Annotated in this window: 19 protein-coding genes; 11 read left to right on the top strand and 8 right to left on the bottom strand. The window is 51.6% G+C overall.

Annotated elements, in window-relative coordinates; genetic code table 11:
- Position 1 precedes the first annotated feature (1 nt).
- Positions 2 to 172, bottom strand: a complete 171-nt coding sequence (locus DZK30_RS25685) for a hypothetical protein (RefSeq protein WP_162902871.1) — start codon at positions 170 to 172, stop codon at positions 2 to 4.
- A gap of 445 nt (positions 173 to 617) precedes the next feature.
- Here DZK30_RS25685 and DZK30_RS05740 point away from each other — a divergent pair, with 445 nt between their 5' ends.
- Positions 618 to 1,136: a CinA family protein gene (locus DZK30_RS05740; protein WP_118973104.1), complete on the top strand. Its 519-nt coding sequence runs from the start codon at positions 618 to 620 to the stop codon at positions 1,134 to 1,136.
- A gap of 428 nt (positions 1,137 to 1,564) precedes the next feature.
- Positions 1,565 to 2,995: a sigma-54-dependent transcriptional regulator gene (locus DZK30_RS05730; protein ID WP_118973102.1), complete on the top strand. Its 1,431-nt coding sequence runs from the start codon at positions 1,565 to 1,567 to the stop codon at positions 2,993 to 2,995.
- Positions 2,996 to 3,029: 34 nt separating this feature from the next.
- Here DZK30_RS05730 and DZK30_RS05725 read toward each other — a convergent pair whose 3' ends face one another.
- Positions 3,030 to 3,710 (bottom strand): sensor histidine kinase, encoded by a 681-nt coding sequence (locus tag DZK30_RS05725; protein ID WP_162902870.1) that lies wholly within the window; start codon positions 3,708 to 3,710, stop codon positions 3,030 to 3,032.
- A 516-nt stretch (positions 3,711 to 4,226) separates the two neighbouring features.
- On the opposite strand from DZK30_RS05725, the gene DZK30_RS05720 reads away from it, so the two are divergent.
- The gene (locus DZK30_RS05720; RefSeq protein WP_118973100.1) at positions 4,227 to 4,787 is read left to right on the top strand and encodes a type 1 glutamine amidotransferase domain-containing protein; all 561 of its coding nucleotides are present in this window, start codon (positions 4,227 to 4,229) and stop codon (positions 4,785 to 4,787) included.
- A 282-nt stretch (positions 4,788 to 5,069) separates the two neighbouring features.
- A complete protein-coding gene (locus DZK30_RS05715) occupies positions 5,070 to 5,435 on the top strand; it encodes a hypothetical protein (RefSeq protein ID WP_162902869.1) in 366 nt (121 codons plus the stop codon).
- An 81-nt stretch (positions 5,436 to 5,516) separates the two neighbouring features.
- On the opposite strand, the gene DZK30_RS05710 is transcribed toward DZK30_RS05715, so the two are convergent.
- Complete coding sequence (locus tag DZK30_RS05710; RefSeq protein ID WP_118973098.1) at positions 5,517 to 7,571, bottom strand: TonB-dependent receptor; 2,055 nt, start codon at positions 7,569 to 7,571, stop codon at positions 5,517 to 5,519.
- Positions 7,541 to 8,857, bottom strand: coding sequence for a PQQ-dependent sugar dehydrogenase (locus DZK30_RS05705; protein WP_118973097.1), 1,317 nt, complete (start codon positions 8,855 to 8,857; stop codon positions 7,541 to 7,543). Before DZK30_RS05705 ends, DZK30_RS05710 begins: the two co-directional genes overlap by 31 nt.
- Before the next feature lie 114 nt (positions 8,858 to 8,971).
- On the opposite strand from DZK30_RS05705, the gene DZK30_RS05700 reads away from it, so the two are divergent.
- Positions 8,972 to 9,988 carry a YihY/virulence factor BrkB family protein gene (locus DZK30_RS05700; RefSeq protein ID WP_118973409.1) on the top strand — a complete coding sequence of 339 codons (1,017 nt, stop codon included), beginning with the start codon at positions 8,972 to 8,974 and terminating at the stop codon, positions 9,986 to 9,988.
- A gap of 248 nt (positions 9,989 to 10,236) precedes the next feature.
- Here DZK30_RS05700 and DZK30_RS05695 read toward each other — a convergent pair whose 3' ends face one another.
- From DZK30_RS05695 to DZK30_RS05685, 3 genes are all read right to left on the bottom strand, one after another.
- Entirely contained in the window at positions 10,237 to 10,647 is a 411-nt protein-coding gene (locus DZK30_RS05695) for an OsmC family protein (RefSeq protein WP_118973096.1), read from the bottom strand.
- Between the two features lie 100 nt (positions 10,648 to 10,747).
- Positions 10,748 to 11,479 (bottom strand): class I SAM-dependent methyltransferase, encoded by a 732-nt coding sequence (locus DZK30_RS05690; protein ID WP_118973095.1) that lies wholly within the window; start codon positions 11,477 to 11,479, stop codon positions 10,748 to 10,750.
- A gap of 16 nt (positions 11,480 to 11,495) precedes the next feature.
- A complete protein-coding gene (locus tag DZK30_RS05685) occupies positions 11,496 to 11,918 on the bottom strand; it encodes a hypothetical protein (protein WP_118973094.1) in 423 nt (140 codons plus the stop codon).
- Positions 11,919 to 12,089: 171 nt separating this feature from the next.
- Between DZK30_RS05685 and DZK30_RS05680 the strand changes: the two genes are divergently transcribed.
- Positions 12,090 to 12,275 (top strand): histone H1, encoded by a 186-nt coding sequence (locus DZK30_RS05680; protein WP_118973093.1) that lies wholly within the window; start codon positions 12,090 to 12,092, stop codon positions 12,273 to 12,275.
- Positions 12,276 to 12,341: 66 nt separating this feature from the next.
- Here the strand turns inward: DZK30_RS05680 and DZK30_RS05675 are convergent, their stop codons facing one another.
- Positions 12,342 to 14,540 carry a B12-binding domain-containing radical SAM protein gene (locus tag DZK30_RS05675; protein WP_118973092.1) on the bottom strand — a complete coding sequence of 733 codons (2,199 nt, stop codon included), beginning with the start codon at positions 14,538 to 14,540 and terminating at the stop codon, positions 12,342 to 12,344.
- A 191-nt stretch (positions 14,541 to 14,731) separates the two neighbouring features.
- On the opposite strand from DZK30_RS05675, the gene DZK30_RS05670 reads away from it, so the two are divergent.
- The 5 genes from DZK30_RS05670 to DZK30_RS05655 all read left to right on the top strand — a co-directional run bounded on the left by DZK30_RS05670 (position 14,732) and on the right by DZK30_RS05655 (position 17,592).
- Entirely contained in the window at positions 14,732 to 15,088 is a 357-nt protein-coding gene (locus DZK30_RS05670; protein ID WP_118973091.1) for a hypothetical protein, read from the top strand.
- 11 nt (positions 15,089 to 15,099) lie between these two features.
- A complete protein-coding gene (locus tag DZK30_RS05665; RefSeq protein ID WP_118973090.1) occupies positions 15,100 to 15,516 on the top strand; it encodes a hypothetical protein in 417 nt (138 codons plus the stop codon).
- A gap of 269 nt (positions 15,517 to 15,785) precedes the next feature.
- A complete protein-coding gene (locus DZK30_RS25680; RefSeq protein WP_162902868.1) occupies positions 15,786 to 15,938 on the top strand; it encodes a hypothetical protein in 153 nt (50 codons plus the stop codon).
- A gap of 88 nt (positions 15,939 to 16,026) precedes the next feature.
- Positions 16,027 to 16,620 carry a Crp/Fnr family transcriptional regulator gene (locus DZK30_RS05660; RefSeq protein ID WP_118973089.1) on the top strand — a complete coding sequence of 198 codons (594 nt, stop codon included), beginning with the start codon at positions 16,027 to 16,029 and terminating at the stop codon, positions 16,618 to 16,620.
- A 102-nt stretch (positions 16,621 to 16,722) separates the two neighbouring features.
- Positions 16,723 to 17,592 carry a pirin family protein gene (locus DZK30_RS05655; protein WP_118973088.1) on the top strand — a complete coding sequence of 290 codons (870 nt, stop codon included), beginning with the start codon at positions 16,723 to 16,725 and terminating at the stop codon, positions 17,590 to 17,592.
- Positions 17,593 to 17,641: the final 49 nt, after the last annotated feature.

Genomic DNA, 17,641 nt, shown 5'->3' with positions numbered 1-17,641 from the left:
CTTATTTTGGGTACACCAGCAACTTCAGCAGCACCAACAGGCTCTTGCCCAGACGTGCACTCTGATTGCCAGCTTCCAGTTCTTCCGCCATCTCTACCCAGTAACCGAGGGTAAGCAAGCCCAGCAAGAGGTATTGCATCAATCCATATGTGGTCTTGAACAGCTTTTCCATATTTATATTCCGTCCGAAAATCGTGCCACTTACACAAATAAATGATTACAAACTACTTAAACAAAAGTTAGTTTATCCACGGTCGGTATTTTGTTCCACGATCTGTGGCAGTTTTCCATAATCGCTTTCCACAATAGCCTGTCACACAGCCCTTACTGCACACATGCAACGATGGTAAGCGTTGCTTCATGATACTGCTATCAGCAAATTGGGCACCTAGGGGAATAAATTACCCAAACCGGGGAAAATCCGGTGAATACAACCATGTGCTGCATCGTATTGTTCACACCGTGTTCCTTACATAAACAATTACGTACCACTACATTAAGCAGAAGCTAAATTAAATCCGTTGAACCAAGGCTCTTGCAACGGATTTAGGAACCATTTTTGAACAATACTTGTGCGAGTGCTGCGATGCGAGTGCTGCGAAAAACCAACAACTGATATGAAACAACTGATCCGATCCATCAAAGAGTATTGCGTTTATCATTATGAAAGCATTGCCGTTGCAGAAAACATTACCTCGGGCTGCCTGCAGATGCTGCTGGGTAGCGTAGAGCAAGCCGGCGAATATTTTCAGGGCGGCATTACCACTTGCAACAATCATCAGCTGAGCGAGCAGCTGGGTGTGGATCCCATAGCATCTGACCGCAAGAATGAGGTGAATCTGTCGTTGACCATAGAAATGGCAAGGAAGGTAGCCCTGCAATTCAATAGTGAAATCGGCCTGGCGATCAATGGCTGTGTTTCCAATGCGGAAGGTCTCTATGAACCTGCCTACGCCGCGATCGTCCGTTTGAATAAAGTGATCTATGCAGAAAAGCTCGTCCCCATGGCAAAAGCGCCCAGCGCTGTACCGGTGGAATATGCCCAGCGCCTTATCCGCATTCTTGCCGATAAGCTCATGCCCGGGCAGGAGGAGCTGGCACACAGCACGGCAGCCATACTGGAGCCCCTGTCCTGAAAAGACCTTATCTATCACCTTAACGCGCCTTCGGGCTGTTTGAAAATCACATGCAATTATCCTGCCCCGGGCTATTCCGGGTAGACTACCGCAATATCGGTGCCGGCCTGGCAGAAAGCAGGACCGGCCCGCCTTTATGGCCGGCCTACAATAGTAAAAAGGAGGCTTTATCCCTTTTCGTGCCGACGCATCATTGCCCTGAGCCTGGGAGCTTTAGTCCTTTTCAGAAAAATATGTTGGACAAAAGTCATTCCTGTGTTAAAATACGCAAAACAGCAAAAGAAGAGCAGAAGGCCGAAACCCTTTGCAGCAAAGGATCACAACAATCATATTAACCCTTCATTTATAATTAGTTCATCTCTGTAGTTCCATAATTTACAGTATATTTGAAATCCCAATAATCAATAGTCCCCAACTTACCGGCCCGTATGAAGAAAATCCTGATTGTAGATGATGAGCTATCCGTATGTACTTTGCTAACACGCTTCCTGAGCAAGAACGGCTATGATGCCCAAAGCTGTACTTCAGGTGCCGACGCGCTGCGTCAGCTGAAAAGCGAATCGTACGATATCATGCTTTGCGATTATCATTTGCAGGATATTACCGGTAAAGAACTTTTCGAGAAAATACAGCCACTTTACCCCAACATCATTGTTATTTTCATTACAGGATATGCGGATGTACGCGTTGCCGTGGACCTGATCAAAAATGGCGCTTATCATTACCTATCCAAGCCGCTGTACCCCGATGAGATACTGAAGATCATCGACAATGCGCTCAAGGATGGTAATATGCCCGTGGCAACACATGCAATCCCGGAAGCGAAAAATGGCTATAGTACCCCCGGGCCGCTCACTACCGCCTCCCCCGATGGTTATGTTATTGGCGAAAGTGAAGCCTCCAGGAACCTCTTTGAGCACGTCAATCTCGTAGCCCCTACCGATTACAGCGTTATCCTCTACGGTGAAACAGGTACCGGCAAGGAAGCCCTGGCGCACCTCATCCACCAGAAAAGCAATCGCAGGAACGGTCCGTTTATCGCGATCGACTGTGGCAGCCTGTCCAAAGAGCTCGCAGCCAGCGAGCTTTTCGGACACGAGAAAGGGGCTTTTACTGGTGCGCTGCATACCAAGGAAGGTGCATTTGAGCAGGCAGAAGGCGGCACCATTTTTCTCGATGAGATCGGCAACCTTTCTTACGAAGTGCAGGTGTACCTATTGCGTGCCCTGCAGGAAAAATCGGTCCGGAAGGTCGGTGGCGTCAAGACGATCAAAGTGGATATACGCATTATTGTCGCCTCTAACGAGAATCTCTACGAAAATGTACTGAACAAAACATTCAGGGAAGATCTCTATCACAGACTCAACGAATTTACCCTTAAAGTGCCCGCATTGCGTGAACGGGAAGCCGATCTGCCGCAGTTTGTTAATACCTTCCTCGCTAACGCCGGCAAAGAACTGAACAAATCCATAGCCGGCATTTCACCGGCAGTATGGGAGCTGCTGCTGGTCTATAAATGGCCCGGGAACATCCGGGAACTGAAAAATGTAATTCGCAGGGCTTGTTTGCTGACGCCGGAAGGTAAAGAGATCACGCAGAAAGCGCTGCCCCTCGAGCTGCTCAATTCCAAGAACATGAGCCAGTTTGCGCCACAACAGAGCCGGTCAGGAAATGAGGAAGACCAGTCCGGAAATGATCCCAGCCTCAAAAATGCGGCGATCCAGGGTGAGCAAAAACGGATCATGGAAGTGCTGCAACAGGTCAAATTCAATAAGACCAAAGCGGCAGAGATACTCAATATCGACCGGAAAACGCTGTACAACAAGCTCCGCTCGATGCAGCAATCCAACGATAAATAAGGCAGACAACAATTGCTTGGCCCGTCGCCCCGTGTCAGATAACGGGCTTCGGCAGGAAGAGCATAAAGCGGGAACCATCCGTACCGGTTTCCACGGCTACCCTTCCCTGGTGCGCTTCTATTATATTCTTCACCCAGGCCAGGCCCAGGCCCCGATTCCGCTCGCGGGTGGTAAAGAAAGGCGCAAAAATGTGGGGCAACACTTCGGGCGGTATGCCCTCGCCCGAGTCACCCACCAGGAGGCATATCTCATCGTCCTGTTCGCTGGCCGCGACCTTAAGAATTCCTCCGCCGTTCATCGCCTCCAGCGCATTATCCAGCAGTTTGCCGAGGGCCGATTTCAATTTTTCCCTGTCAAAGCGGGACACAATCACCTCGTTGAGCGATGGCATACAGGTGATCTGCTTCAGCTCCAGGCGTTCGGATTGTTCTTCCAGCAGCTCCCTGATCATTTCGGTAAGGTCGAAGGTACCGGGCGTAAGCCCCTGCATGTGGATGACCGCTGTAATCTCGGCCAGCAAGGCATGGATCCGGTCGCAATTGCGTTCGATAATATCGACATAAAAAGCGGTATCTTCTTTATCGGGCAGACTGTCGAGCTTGAACTGGGCCGTAGACAGCAGGATATTGTTGAGCGGATTGCGGACATCATGCGCGATAACATCTGTCATCTTCTGCATCAGCCGCATATAATCAGGTGTATGATCTGTTGCCATAATCAAAGGTACTAAAGATAGGAGGGTTTGGCTAGCGCAAAAAAAGGCCATTATCGGGAAGCAAGCGCCGATAAGGTAACTCCTATCCAAAGTCATGTAGCAAAAAAGCGATATCTGTTGCACTTTAACTTCGCTCCTCAGGGCGCATATGATCATATCCGCCTGTGAGTTACCGGCAATATTCTTCGCATCAATTCGTTACGCCCTTGCGTATAGCCTGGCGCCCTTCGTGGTTAGCTACGTGGTTTCCCTTCGAAATGCTTTCACCAAACAGCGTAGTATTGCTTATCCCCAATCCTTAAACCTGCGTGCTGATAAGCTGCACTGATAGCTTAACGCCTCTCCGTCCTGTTTGTTGACAGCGGATAATGGAAAGCACAACTCCGGGCAGCACAGGCTGCTGCAAGCATCGTGTAGCCAAGCCTAAGACCCGATTCAACATTTCCTTAAAAACTGCAACGGCAACTTTTTGTTGCAATAGACCATCTATTCTTTAATTGAAAAAATGATACGATCATGGCTAAGCTAAGCAACAAAAAAGTGGCTATTCTCTCGACCCATGGCTTTGAAGAAGTAGAGTTGACAGAACCGAAGAAAGCGCTGGAGGAAGCCGGAGCGAAAGTAGATATCATCGCACCGGAAAAAGAGGATATCCGTGCCTGGAAGCAAAAAGACTGGGGTATAGCCGTTCCGGTAGATCACACCCTGGAAGAAGCGAATGCTGACGATTATGACGCCCTGATGCTGCCTGGTGGCGTGATGAATCCCGACAAGTTGCGCCTGGATAAAAATGCAGTGGCTTTCGCCGCCCGCTTCTTTGAGCAGGGCAAGCCGATAGCGGCCATCTGCCACGGGCCGCAAACGCTTATTGAAACGGGCATGCTCAAAGGCAGGGAAATGACCTCTTATCCCTCATTGAAAACCGACCTTGAAAATGCCGGCGCTACCTGGACCGACCGTGAAGTAGTGGTAGACAGGGGCCTGGTCACCAGCCGTAAACCGGACGACCTGCCGGCATTCAACCGGAAAATGATCGAAGAGATCGCCGAAGGCATTCACAGCAGCGCAGGCGTATGACAGGTATTGCCAAAATACCTTTGAGCATCCACAAACAAGAAAAGCGGGGAATTTCTTCCCCGCTTTTCTATGCCTTTCCCCCATATTATTAATTTATACCCTTGCAATCTAGCTGCCGGGGAATACTTAATACCAGGTTTACAAAGCCGCAAATCCAATACTATGTGGGCTTTCCGAAAAAAAATCTCTTTTTATAGTTCCGAAAGCGATTTTGGCACAATTTTTTCAATACAAGCATATAAAGGCTGCATTACCCATCTGGCCCCTTTAAACAACTGTTGTATGAAAACGCTCATTACCAAAATGCTTACATCCCTGGGTCTCGGGGAAAACCAAATGAATGGCTTGCTTGATTTTTTTGCCGGCGTTCTGTTGGTAACACTACCCTGGTTCTTTGTAAGCGATGCCAATACCAAAGTGCTGGCCGCAATCATGATCACAGGCTCAGGACTTATTTTGTATGCCATTTTCACCGACTATCGTCATGGCCTGCTCCGTTATATCGGTCATAAGGTTCATGAGACCCTGGACCTGACCATGGGTGTCACCCTTATGGCGATGTTTCCCTTGAAATATACACTGACTACAACTACTGTACTGTTGTCTTTTACCGGCCTTGCCCTGATCCTGGGTCTGTATTTTATCTAAGCGGCATATTACTGCCACCCAACCTGAAGATGTGTTTTTCTGAGTTAAAGGCCGGCAATTGCGCCGGCTTTTTTCATACACTTAAAGCGAAAAAAGCAACTGAAAGTAGTAGTTACGCGGCGGTGCCGCATTGTAGTAGCGGCTGCCCGCAGCATTGATGTCGTAACCAAGGCTGTAACGCCGGTCCAGGAGATTATCGACTCCTATAAATGCTGCCAGGCGGTACATTCCTCTCTGCCATTGATATCCCGCTTTTCCCGTGACCAGATGTACCGGCCCGCCATAGGCCGAATTGGCATCATTCAAAGGAACAGCGCCGGAATAGTAATCATGCATTGCTACCAGGATATGATCAAGAAAGGTCAGTTGTATCCCTGCATAAAGGTTATGCTCCGCCAATCCGGGCAAAGCCTTGCCCGAATAGTCGTCCTGCCCCCGTATGAAATCGGCATACCGGTAAGGCTGGAAGGCATAGCTACCCCGCAGCGACCAGGCATAGCGCCCGGGCCGGCCACCTTCGTAGCTGAGTGAGGCTTCAATACCCGGCTGCCGGGTTTGCCCGGCATTTACATAATAGTCGCCCCCGCCGGCATCCCTCCGCTGGACGATCGTATTCCGCAGCAGAAAATAATAAGCATTCACTGCGGCTTGCAACCCGGGCCATGGCCGGCACCGGAAACCAAGCTCATAGTTCTGCCCTATCTCAGGCTGCAAATTGCGGTTGAAGGCGCTGCCGCTCGGCAGCAGCTCATCGGCTACAGGTGGCGAAAAGCCCTTGGAGAAGGATGCATAAAGAAATGCCCGCCGGCCCAGGGCACGCGAAAGCACGATCCTGGGAACCAGCTGAGGCGCCAGGCTACGCCCCAATACTCCGGTAGTTTGCGGGAATACCTGCTCATAACGGAAAGAACTCCCATTCAGGCTCGCGCCCAGGATCAATTCCCAATTGTTGTAACTTAAAGCCGACTGCAGGAAGACAATGCCCTGCGCCGGAACGATCCTTTCTTTGCTTTGCTGCACACCCTTTTGCCCCTCATTGTTAGTGTATACCTGCACCCGCGACCAGCCGGTCTGCCCTTCGATACCGGCGTTGATGCGGAGCCCGATCCCATTCAGCTGCTTTTCATAAGCAAATGCAGAGCGAATGCTGACCTGGGGCTGAGTGGTCACTGCATAATTGCGGATGGCGGGGTTCCTCAGCTCGGTATACGCCAGGCCGATGCCGGTTTGCTGATGCAAACCTCGTCCCATATCGGTCCTGAAGCCGATACCCAGCCAGGCCATACGCTGATCGATAGCAGCGCCTGCTCCGGCAGCCGAAGGAAAGCCATTGCCCGCAGCCCGCGACGCAGCAGGGTCGTGTTCGTATTCTTCAAGCGTAAGCGCACCCGGCGTTTCATAATGCAGCCGGCCCAGCAACAGTACGGCCGACAGCTCCTGCCGGTCGCTGATGCGGTAACGCCCGCTCCAGCTGAGCAGCTTACGGTCCAGTGCCGACTGATCGCGATAGCCCTGCCCGCTTACTTGTTGATAGGCTACCGCCTGATCCAACCTCGTATGCCAGCGCAGATCGGCCAGGATGGTATGCTGCTGGTAGCTGCCATAGCTATACCCGGCTGCGCCTCCTGTGGTGTCGGCAGCTGCCGGCTCCAGCAGCATCACCCCGCCAGTACCGGCGCCATACATGCTGCTCCCCGGCCCTTTAAGTACGGTAGCACCGGCAAACTGCAGCGGGCCCAGCTGGTTGAGGTAGCTTACCCCACCCGGGTCGGTAAAGGGTATACCGTCCATATAGATCTTGACATTGCGTACACCAAAGGGGGCGCGTAAGGCGCTGCCCCTGATGCTGAGCCGGTAGCTGCCGGGCGACCTTTCGTCCAGGCGTACACCCGCCAAAGCATTGACCAGGGGAACCGCCGAGGCGGGTGCATACTGTTCTCCACTTGCTGTGGCTATGCGTTCTACAGCAGCACGAAGTCCCGACGAGGGCAGTCCGTAAGCCTGCACACGTACCTCATCCAGTACCTGCGTGGAATCTTGCCCCCATAGCGGCGCCAGGAGCAAAAGACTCAGCGGTAGCAGACAGGTTAGCCGGAGCCAGAACATTAACGGGTAGTATTGGCCTTCACGCACCATATGATATTGGCAGCATCGTCGGCCACCAGCATATAGCCGCTTTTGGTAAAAGCGATCCCTACCGGCCGGCCATGCACTTCGCTTTCACCAGACTTTACAATAAAGCCGGTAAGAAAATCCCGGGGCTTACCATCAGGCTTACCATTCTTAAAGGGCACATAGACTACCTTGTAGCCGCTCAGCTGGGAGCGGTTCCAGGAGCCGTGCTGTCCTATAAAGGCGCCACTGGCGTAGGGTGCGGGAAAAGATCCGCCTTTGCTGAACGCCAGGCCCAGCGAAGCGGTATGTGAGCCCAGGTTTACATCAGGCACCAGCGATTGCCGTACCAATTCCATATGCGCTCCCTTCATGCGGGGATCGGGATGCTGGCCCCAGTAAGCATAGGGCCATCCGTAAAAGCCGTCGGGCTTTACGCTGGTCAGGTAATCGGGCACCAACTCGTCGCCCAGCTCATCTCTTTCATTCACGGCCGTCCATAAAGTTTGCGTGCCTGGCGCCCAATCCATACCCACCGGGTTGCGTAAACCCGAAGCATATACCTGCTCCTGTCCGCCTTCAAGATCGGTGACCAGGATATTGGCCCGCCGCACTTCATTCTCCATACCATGCTCCGCGACATTGCTGCCCGAGCCTACCGATATATAAAGCTTGTCCTGCGCCTGGTTGGTAATGATATTGCGGGTCCAGTGATTGTTATAGCCTCCCGCGGGCAGGCTAACGATCTTCTTGCCAGGGCCGCTGATTCGTGTATCGCCTTCCTTATAGGCATATTTCCACACGCCGTCGGTATTGGCCACATAGAAGCTGGAACCGATGATCAGCATACCGAAGGGCTGGTTGAGGCCGGTCATAAAGTTGCTGGTCATATCGGGCACGCCGTCGTTGTCCGTATCCCGGAACAGCAGGATACGGTTGGCCCCGCCATCTTTGTTGATATTCCGGGAACCCTCTACCATATTGGCGCCAAAACCTTTGTGGGGTGTCGTGCGCGCCTCTGCCACCAGTATGTCCCCGTTGGGGGCAATATAGATCCAGCGGGGGCTGTTAAGTCCTCCTGCAAAACGCGTAACGGAAAAGCCCTCGGGTGCTTTAGGACTAAGGCTATCGGGCCAGCCCACCACTTTGGAAAGGTTAACCGATGATTCTGTTGCAAACGGCGCAGGCAAGCTGTCGCCATTCCCGGCCGTATCGACAGTAGCTGCTGTGGCGCTTTGATCAGATGGGCCGGAGCAGGCGGCCAGAAGCAGCAGGCCAGCGCCTGTAATAAGTAAACGTAAGCGGTTCATCGAGTATAAATTTGAGGTCGTTAAAAAAACATCGTTGTTTAGCATAAGAACAAATCGAAACGCATGTTGTTGTATCCGCAAGACATATGCCTTCCTGCAGGCAATACAGCAATTATGAAGCAATTCCTGAAAAAACTATCCAGGCGGCCTTTTGTTCTGATCGCACAAAACACTTTTATCGGCTTCATGAATGATAAAGGGCTGAAGCTAAGCGCCGCCCTGGCCTATTATACTGTATTCGCCCTGGCGCCACTACTGCTGCTGCTCATATCGCTGGCTGGTATTTTCCTGGGCAGGGATGCCATACAGGGCCGTATTTTCGAAGAGCTTCACGGCCTCATCGGCAACGATGCCGCCACGCAGATCCAGAATATGATCAGGGCCATCGAGCTCTCGGGCAAAAGTAAGCCCGCGCTCATTATCGGCATCGTTACCCTGCTCATCGGCGCCACCAGCCTCTTTGGCGAGGTGCAGGATTCGATCAACATCATATGGAAGGTGAAGGCCAAACCCAAAAGAGGTTGGCTGAAGATCCTTAAGGACCGCTTACTCTCCTCCTCCCTTATCGTTAGCCTGGGCTTCCTCCTGGCCGTTTCCCTTATTATCAATGGCGCGCTCCTGGCCCTTACCGACCGCCTTACCCACGTGTTGCCGCAGATCACCTTGTTCGTAGCCGACGTGGTGAACGCGATCATCAGCTTCCTGGTGATCACGATCCTCTTCGGCGCCATATTCAAGGTGCTTCCCGATGTGCACATCCGGTGGCGGGATGTGCGCGCCGGCGCCTTTTTTACAGCCTGCCTGTTCATGCTGGGCCGGTTTCTGATCAGTCTTTACATTTCTACAACGGGTACCGGCTCTACTTTTGGCGCTGCAGGCTCCCTCATCGTCATCTTGGTATGGGTATACTATACCGCAGCCATTCTTTATATCGGAGCAGAGTTTACCCAGGTATTTGCCGAATACAAAGGAAGACATATCGAACCCGCCTCCTATGCCGTGCATGTGGAGCAAAAAGAGATCGAACGTGATGTAGCTGTGCTTCCACCACAATACGACAATATGTCTCCCGGCGCCGGATCTTCATCCGGCGATCTGCCGGAAAATGGTGAAAAGGTAAAGCCCTCTTAAACAAGAGGGCTCAAACCAATAAACCAACACCAAACTAATGATGCACCAAATAAGTAGGAACAAAAAGCATGCCAAAAGCATAAAAAATGCTTATTCTTTTTTAATAAAAGCATTAAAAAGTCAAAAAATAGAGATTATTCTAGAAAATAATCATAATAAATGCTCATAAATTACATTTTTAATTCTCGCTGTTTACAAATAGAAAAGCCGGCCTATGCGGCCGGCTTTCGTCAACATTGCGATCGGAACTAGTTCAATGTCGCCGTTACGGATATCTCTGTGTTAAGCAGTTTCGAAATAGGACAGTTCTTTTCGGCATGTGCTACCAGCTCATCAAATTTCTCCTGGCTGATGCCATCTACCTGGGCATGTACCGTAAGATGCGACTGCGTAATGGCGCCGTTCTCAAAAGTGATGTCGCAATCGGTATGAATATCGGTAGCGGTAAACCCGGCGCCATCGATGTTAAACGTAAGCTGCATCGTAAAGCAGCCGGCATGCGCCGCAGCTACGAGCTCTTCGGGATTGGTGCCTACGCCATCCTCAAACCGGGTCTTGAAAGAATATTGGGTATTGTTCAATACAGTGCTCTGCGTGCTGAGCGCACCCTGGCCTTCCTTACCGGAGCCATTCCATACTGCTGATGCTTTGCGTTTCATTTTTGATTTTATTTTTGGAGAAATAATGAATAGAACCGTAAAAATAGCCTCTCCGGGGATGCCCGGGAAAGGAATGCTGTCTTCTTAATAAAAGGATCATTTACAACCTTCCTGCACGCAGCAGCACCGGAAAAGCCAGCGGCAGCGGCTCATTGCCCCATACCGGGCGCAATGCCTCCATAAGCGCCGGCACAGGATTGGTTCCCCTGGCCTTAATATAGTGCCGGGTGGCCGACCAGCTTTCAACATAGCCGCAGAGGCGCTCCAGGCTCCAGCGGGCTTCATATGCCAGCGAAGGAGTATCGATCTCCCGGAAAGGGAACGGGATCGTTTCATAACGCTCATCGATATATATCCGTTCGGGGTCCCAGTAAGGTCCTACTACGTCGTTTTGGAAATCCAGGAGTATTTTGTCCACAGCCGGCGTAATCACAGCCATATTATAGCCCGCAACCACAAAAAGGCCATCGGGCCTCAGCGTACGCCTGACCTCCTTATAGAATTCGTCGAAGCGGAACCAGTGGATCGCCTGGGCAACGATGATCAGGTCGAAACTGTGACCGGCAAAGGAAGACTGTTCTGCGGCTTCCTTACTGTAGCTGATATTGGGGGCCTGGTAAGCATGGGCCATTTGCTGCTCGCTGATATCGGTAGCTTTTACCTCTTTGAAAAAAGCCGACAGGCCACCGGCGATCTGCCCGTTGCCCGTGGCGCAATCCCAGGCACATTCCCGGCGGGGACAGGCCAACCTGAGGTAATCGAACAAGGCCTGCGGATAACCGGGACGATTGAGCGCATAGACCGAAGCTGATGCCGAAAAGAAATCTTTCATCTTTCAAAGATACTCCTTAATCTTCCACGTATTTCCGGTCATTGGGCAACGGTATTTCCAATATAGGCTCTTTATGATCGAAAAATACCTTGAGCTCCTCCACATCCTGGCAACACTGTATTACTTTTTCCGGCTGATCTTTATAGATCACAACAAACTGATACGACCAGTTGCCCTCTCCCTTGTCCTGCAGCAGGGCGTATACATTGGCCCCGTCGTGTATCTTGAACAGGTGGATCTCATCGAAGCGGTAGTCGCGCAACAAAGCCAGTATCAGCTCCCTACCCGGCCTGATCACCTGTTCGGGCGACTTGACGATGTTAAGCGCATGATACCGCTCGAGCCAGAGCTCGTAGAACTGTTCCAGCCATCCGGGATTTTCGATGGTATGCGCCGCATCTTTGTAAATCAGGTGTTCTATTTCTTTGAGGGAAAGCATGTGGTGTCCGATTACATTTGCAGGGGTAACAAAAATGCCGTTTCAAAGGTTGCGTTCCCGGCCTGTTTTTTACATACGGGCTTCATCCCGGTGTCCGGACCTTAAGAGAAAATTAAATTCCGGGGCCATTTCGCGTAGAATTCTATATTTGCAGCACTAAATCAATAAAAAATGGAGAAATTCAATCAGCTGAAGGAGCTGCTCGCTTCGATCGAAGCCGACGCCGACAAATTCTATAACAAGGGAAGCAAAGTTGCCGGTACCCGTCTGCGGGGTGGCATGCAGGAGATAAAAGCGCTGGCCCAGGAGATCCGTAACCAGGTAACAGAGATCAAAAACAGCGATAAAGAAGCTTAATACGCCGGCGTCCCCACGTATCAAGGGCCTTCGTTCGGCGGAGGCCCTTGGTCTTTAGACATCCATTTACAGGGCAAGCAGCCCCAGCTGGCGCAGCTCGTCTACGACCGGACCCTGCCACAACGATTCGAAATCCCGGCCGGTCGCTGCCTGGTAGTCCTCCGCCAGCACAGCATAGCTATATACCTTTTCCCCAACAGGCTGCAGCAGTGGTAGCCGTGTCTCCAGCCAGGCGCCATCCTGCTCGTCTACCGCGATCTTAAGCTCTTCCCGGCGGGTATACACCACCAGCTGTGTTACCGTAAAGCTTTTTCCTTTCTTCTGCCGCTGCTGCCGTTGCAGCACGGGCTTGTCGCCCAGCCAAACGATCTTCGCACCCGGTTTCAGCTCCTTTTCGGGGTAGTGCAACAACTCATGCTCGATATAATCGGGTTCTACGCCCGTGCGCGGCACTTTAAAGTCGAACCATTCCTGCAAGGGAAAATCGAAGCAGATCCCATGCATATAATTAAACAGGGATTTGCGCAGTCCCGCACTAAAGCGCTCATGATCGGTCCCCGTAGGATCGGTGTGCTCCATATCGTTGTGGGCAAAGGCGCCGACGGCCTCCGTTACTTTCTTTACCTTAAATGCGGCGGGATCCATTCCTACGGGGCTATGGGCCGTCATCGCAAACTGGTGCCAGAAACCGGATTGTACGATACCGAGGGCAAACAGCTGACGCACGACCTCCAGCGCATCTATGGTTTCCTGGGCCGTTTGCGTGGGAAAACCATACATCAGGTAGGCATGCACCATAATACCGGCCTCGGTAAAATTAGCGGCTACTTTGGCCACCTGGGCTACCGTAACGCCTTTTTTAATGAGGTTGAGCAAGCGGTCGGAGGCGACCTCTAGTCCGCCGGAGACCGCAATGCAGCCCGAGGCAGCCAGGAGCCGGCACAGGTCGGCGGTAAAGCTCTTCTCAAAGCGGATATTGGTCCACCAGGTCACACTGAGCTTGCGGCGCAGCAACTCCAGCGCCACTTCACGCATCAATGCCGGCGGCGCTGCTTCGTCTACGAAATGGAAGCCGTTCTGCCCGGTCTGCCGCATGATCGTCTCCATACGATCAACCAGCACTACCGCGGTAGTCGCTTCGTAAGTGCGGATATAATCGAGCGATATATCACAAAAAGTACATTTTCCCCAATAGCAGCCGTGTGCAAGGGTCAGCTTGTTCCAGCGTCCGTCGCTCCAGAGCCGGTGCATGGGATTGGCGATCTCGATCACCGACAGGTATTCGTCCAGCCGCAAACCGGAGTAGTCGGGCGTACCCACATCTATTTGTTTGTAATCGGGCTGTAATGAAGCATTGCAGTAAACCACCTCATCTCCCAGGCGAACAAAGGTCCGCTTGAGGAAATCAACGGGTCGCTTTCCTTCAAGATATTCCAGCAGATTGACCAGGGGCGCCTCGCCATCGTCCAGGGTTATAAAATCGACATAGTCGAATACCCTGGGATCCCTGATGCCCCGCAACTCTGTATTGGCATAGCCACCACCCAGGCATACTTTCATTTCGGGGTAATGCTCCTTGAGCCATTGCCCACATTTAAAAGCGCTGTACAGGTTTCCGGGAAAGGGCACCGAAAGCGCTACCAAAGTAGGTTTTTCAGTCACAATACGCGTCGCCAGCAATTCCAGCAGCAGCTCGTCAATAAAGGAAAGCGGACCACGCAAGGCTGCATCCAGCGCATCGAAAGAAGCCGCAGAACGGCCCAGCCTTTCGGCATAGCGGCTAAAGCCGAAATGGGGATCCACTGCTTCAACGATCAGGTCGGAAAGATCTTCCAGGTACAGCGTGGCCAGGTGCCTGGCCTTGTCGCGTATGCCCATGGCGCCGAAAGCCCATTCCAGGTCGGCCAGTTGATTAAAGCGGGAGGCTTCGGGCAGGTAATTGCCGGTACAGATCGAATGGGCCAGCGTGGGATTTTTGTCCTGCAGGAAATCGATAACCGGGCCGATCGTGCTGCAATAAACATCTGATAGCTGCACGATACGGCGTCCGTTGGCCGACAGCCGCACACCGCTTTGGGCCACTGCGGCAAACAGCCGCTTGAGCCCGGCCGGTGAGAACAGGGACAAGATAACCTCCATACCCATGTCTGCCTGCCCTGCCGCTACACCCAGGGTATTGAGAAAACCCTTGAGGTAAGCAGTAGCCGGGTAAGGCGTATTGAGCTGGGTAAATGGCGGAGTAATGAAAAAAACTTTCTGGTCCAAGGCCTGCGCTTTGCTATTTGAAACGCCAAAGTTATTGCATTTGTATGGTTATGCCCGACCTGTAATACCATACCGGGTTGTGGTAAAGAAAATTGTACAATATTTTCAATAATTATTGAAAATTCAGAAAATAATATTATCTTTGTATCAGCAAAGCGGCGCAGGAACAGAAGCATCAAAAAAAGCTTACCATGGACAACAACGTGCTTGCCTATACGATCTATATCGCATCGACCCTCTACCTTATCTACTGGGTAGGCCGGATGTGCCACCGCAACGGCCGGATATTTATCCTCAAGCTATATCATGGCGATACGGAGGCCACCGATACCATCAATAATATCCTGCTGCTGGCCTATTACCTGTTCAACACCGGCTATGCCCTGCTTCGGCTCAAGAACTGGGAAAAGGTATTGTCCACAGCCCAGCTGGTAGCATCGCTGGGGCATCATCTCGGCCTGCTGACCCTTATCCTTGCCTTAACCCATTATTTTAATATCGCCTTAATTTATTTTCTGTCTAAAAGACATCATCGTTTCACTTCTTAAATCTCCATGTCATGCACACCGATCGTATCGACTATATGGTCATTGCTTATCTCTGCTATCTGCCCATTGCGCTGGGTCTTACCTGGTATGTAGCCCGCAGTCTGTTCCGCAACAGTATCGTTTTTATGAAAGACATCTTCAACGGCCGGGAAGAGATAGCACTGGCCACCAATACCCTGTTCCGGATAGGCTTTTACCTGCTGAATATCGGCTTCGCCCTGTATATCCTCAAGATCGGCGAACAGCTCACCAGCGCCCAGGGGGCCATCGAAACCCTAAGCTTCAAAGTAGGTGGCTTTAGCATCTACCTGGGCATCATGCTCTTTCTCAACCTGTACCTGTTCTTCAGAGGTAAACGCGTGGCCAAACAAAAAAGGTTGGAATATGAGATGAACGCCCGTTATAACAACCCGGGTCCCCAGCAATAACAGCCCCTTTCCCCTATCGCCGGAGACTGCCCCAAAAGGTCAGTCTCTTTTTCTGCAAATTAATCCATCCAATTACCTATCGTTTGTTCCCGGCCATTTGCCTGGTAAAAGGCCCAGACAACATGAAGCTTATAAAAAGGCATACCGCAGACAATGCTCCCGGGTAAAACATTGAGGCACAAAAATCCTTGTTTTCACCAATTGTCCATCCTGTAAAAGAGGCTGAATTTTGGATCAGCATTTTTCTTCATCTTTTAAAAACCAGATTTATGAAAAAGAAGACCAGCACAAGGAAAAGCCTTTCGCTTACCAAGCTACGCATTGCAACATTGGATAAAGTAGCCGGTGGCCACAATGGCGCTTTTAACCACAGCCGCTTCGGACCCGCCGGCCCTTCGGTATGCCGCTATTGCCAGAATTAAGCGGCAGGTAAGCGGATAATCTAAATAGTTTATAAGATCCCTGGTCTCAAAAGACCGGGATTTTTTCAATTGTGTACCTTCGGTCCACATGAAAGATCCTTATGCTTTGTTACTGGAACATATCGGCCGCAATATTAACCTTGGCCCTGCCGAAGAAGAGCTGGTGACCGGCCTGTTCCGGGAACGGTCGCTGAAGCCAAAACAATTCCTGTTTCAAGAGGGCGAGATACTGAAGAGCCAGGTATTTGTAACTTCCGGCTGCCTGCGCAGCTATGCGATCGACCACAATGGATTTGAGCATATATTGCAATTTGCACCCGAAGGCTGGTGGATCGCCGATATGCAAAGCCTGCTCGACCAGGTACCCGGCAAGCTCAATATCGATGCCATACAGGCAAGTACCCTCCTGCAGATCGGCATGAGCGATATGGAACGTCTTTATCGCGAGATACCGCAATTGGAACGGCATTTCCGGTTGCTACTCGAACGTTCGGTAGTCACTTACCAGAACCGGCTGCTGGACAACCTCAGTCTTTCGGCCCGCGAACGCTATGAGCATTTTTGCCGCGCTTACCCTACCCTTATCCGCGAGCTGCCCCAAAAGCAGGTCGCTTCCTATATCGGCGTAACGCCCGAATTCCTCAGCCGCATGCTCCGGCAGCCAGCTTCGCGCAAAGGATAGATTTTAGCTATAAGCCATTTGGCGGCAGACTTGATCTAGGTCATTTCCCGCCGGCCCGGCGCGACCGTACCTTTGTATCCTTAACATACAAGGAGATTTTCCATGAACAAGTCCATAGAAAAAGTATTTAACCGTCCACCGCAATTCGGTATGGTCGGCGATGGCTTCCGGGTATATAATTATATTCCGGGACAATACAACCTGCAAAGCAGATTAAGCCCCTTCCTGATGCTGGATTTCAACCCCGCTTATGATTTTGGCAAATCGGAAAAGCAGCGCGGTGTCGATGTACATCCGCATAAGGGATTCGAAACCGTAACCATTGCTTATAAGGGCAGTGTAGCCCACCACGACAGCGCCGGCAACAGCGGCGTGATCTATCCCGGCGATGTGCAATGGATGACTGCCGGCGCCGGTATCCTGCACAAGGAATATCATGAGCAGGAATTTGCCCGCCAGGGAGGCCCTTTCGAGATGGTGCAACTGTGGGTAAACCTGCCGGCAAAGGATAAACCGACGCCACCGGGCTACCAATCGATCACGGCTACCGATATCGTCAAGGTGTCGTTGCTCGGTGATGCCGGTATCGTCAATGTGATCGCGGGCAGCTTTAACGGCGCCAGGGGCCCCGCCAGGACCTTTACCGAGGTCAACCTGTTTGATATCAAATTGAAAGCCGGTGGCAAGCTCAGCACCTCGATACCTGCGACGCACAATACCGCTGTGCTGGTAATCGAAGGTGGGGCGACCGTAAATGGCGCCCTTGCGGCGGAGCACAGCTTTACCCTGTTCCGGAACGAAGGCGAAGAGATCACGATAGAAGCCGGCAAAGACAGCGTGCTGCTGTTGATGAGCGGTATGCCGATCGATGAGCCCATTGCCAGCTACGGTCCGTTTGTGATGAACACGCAACAGGAGATACTGGAAGCTATACAGGATTTCCAGGCCGGAAAATTCGGCACACTGGCCTAATGCAACTATTTCGTAGTTTCACCTTTTGAACATAAGAACAAAAACGCAT

It is taken from the genome of Taibaiella koreensis (assembly GCF_003545715.1).
Lineage (GTDB): Bacteria > Bacteroidota > Bacteroidia > Chitinophagales > Chitinophagaceae > Taibaiella > Taibaiella koreensis.
The sequence above is the reverse complement of the archived record's forward strand: the minus strand, read 5'-3'. Positions and strand labels throughout refer to the sequence as shown.

Excerpts from the sequence above, each read along its gene's own strand:
- DZK30_RS05725 (WP_162902870.1), bottom strand. The coding sequence starts at position 3,710 with ATGGCAACAGATCATACACCTGATTATATGCGGCTGATGCAGAAGATG.
- DZK30_RS05705 (WP_118973097.1), bottom strand. The coding sequence starts at position 8,857 with ATGAACCGCTTACGTTTACTTATTACAGGCGCTGGCCTGCTGCTTCTG.
- DZK30_RS25685 (WP_162902871.1), bottom strand. The coding sequence starts at position 172 with ATGGAAAAGCTGTTCAAGACCACATATGGATTGATGCAATACCTCTTG.
- DZK30_RS25680 (WP_162902868.1), top strand. The coding sequence starts at position 15,786 with ATGAAAAAGAAGACCAGCACAAGGAAAAGCCTTTCGCTTACCAAGCTA.
- DZK30_RS05655 (WP_118973088.1), top strand. The coding sequence starts at position 16,723 with ATGAACAAGTCCATAGAAAAAGTATTTAACCGTCCACCGCAATTCGGT.
- DZK30_RS05720 (WP_118973100.1), top strand. The coding sequence starts at position 4,227 with ATGGCTAAGCTAAGCAACAAAAAAGTGGCTATTCTCTCGACCCATGGC.
- DZK30_RS05710 (WP_118973098.1), bottom strand. The coding sequence starts at position 7,571 with ATGGTGCGTGAAGGCCAATACTACCCGTTAATGTTCTGGCTCCGGCTA.
- DZK30_RS05715 (WP_162902869.1), top strand. The coding sequence starts at position 5,070 with ATGAAAACGCTCATTACCAAAATGCTTACATCCCTGGGTCTCGGGGAA.
- DZK30_RS05695 (WP_118973096.1), bottom strand. The coding sequence starts at position 10,647 with ATGAAACGCAAAGCATCAGCAGTATGGAATGGCTCCGGTAAGGAAGGC.
- DZK30_RS05660 (WP_118973089.1), top strand. The coding sequence starts at position 16,027 with ATGAAAGATCCTTATGCTTTGTTACTGGAACATATCGGCCGCAATATT.
- DZK30_RS05690 (WP_118973095.1), bottom strand. The coding sequence starts at position 11,479 with ATGAAAGATTTCTTTTCGGCATCAGCTTCGGTCTATGCGCTCAATCGT.
- DZK30_RS05670 (WP_118973091.1), top strand. The coding sequence starts at position 14,732 with ATGGACAACAACGTGCTTGCCTATACGATCTATATCGCATCGACCCTC.
- DZK30_RS05740 (WP_118973104.1), top strand. The coding sequence starts at position 618 with ATGAAACAACTGATCCGATCCATCAAAGAGTATTGCGTTTATCATTAT.
- DZK30_RS05730 (WP_118973102.1), top strand. The coding sequence starts at position 1,565 with ATGAAGAAAATCCTGATTGTAGATGATGAGCTATCCGTATGTACTTTG.
- DZK30_RS05680 (WP_118973093.1), top strand. The coding sequence starts at position 12,090 with ATGGAGAAATTCAATCAGCTGAAGGAGCTGCTCGCTTCGATCGAAGCC.
- DZK30_RS05700 (WP_118973409.1), top strand. The coding sequence starts at position 8,972 with ATGAAGCAATTCCTGAAAAAACTATCCAGGCGGCCTTTTGTTCTGATC.
- DZK30_RS05685 (WP_118973094.1), bottom strand. The coding sequence starts at position 11,918 with ATGCTTTCCCTCAAAGAAATAGAACACCTGATTTACAAAGATGCGGCG.
- DZK30_RS05665 (WP_118973090.1), top strand. The coding sequence starts at position 15,100 with ATGCACACCGATCGTATCGACTATATGGTCATTGCTTATCTCTGCTAT.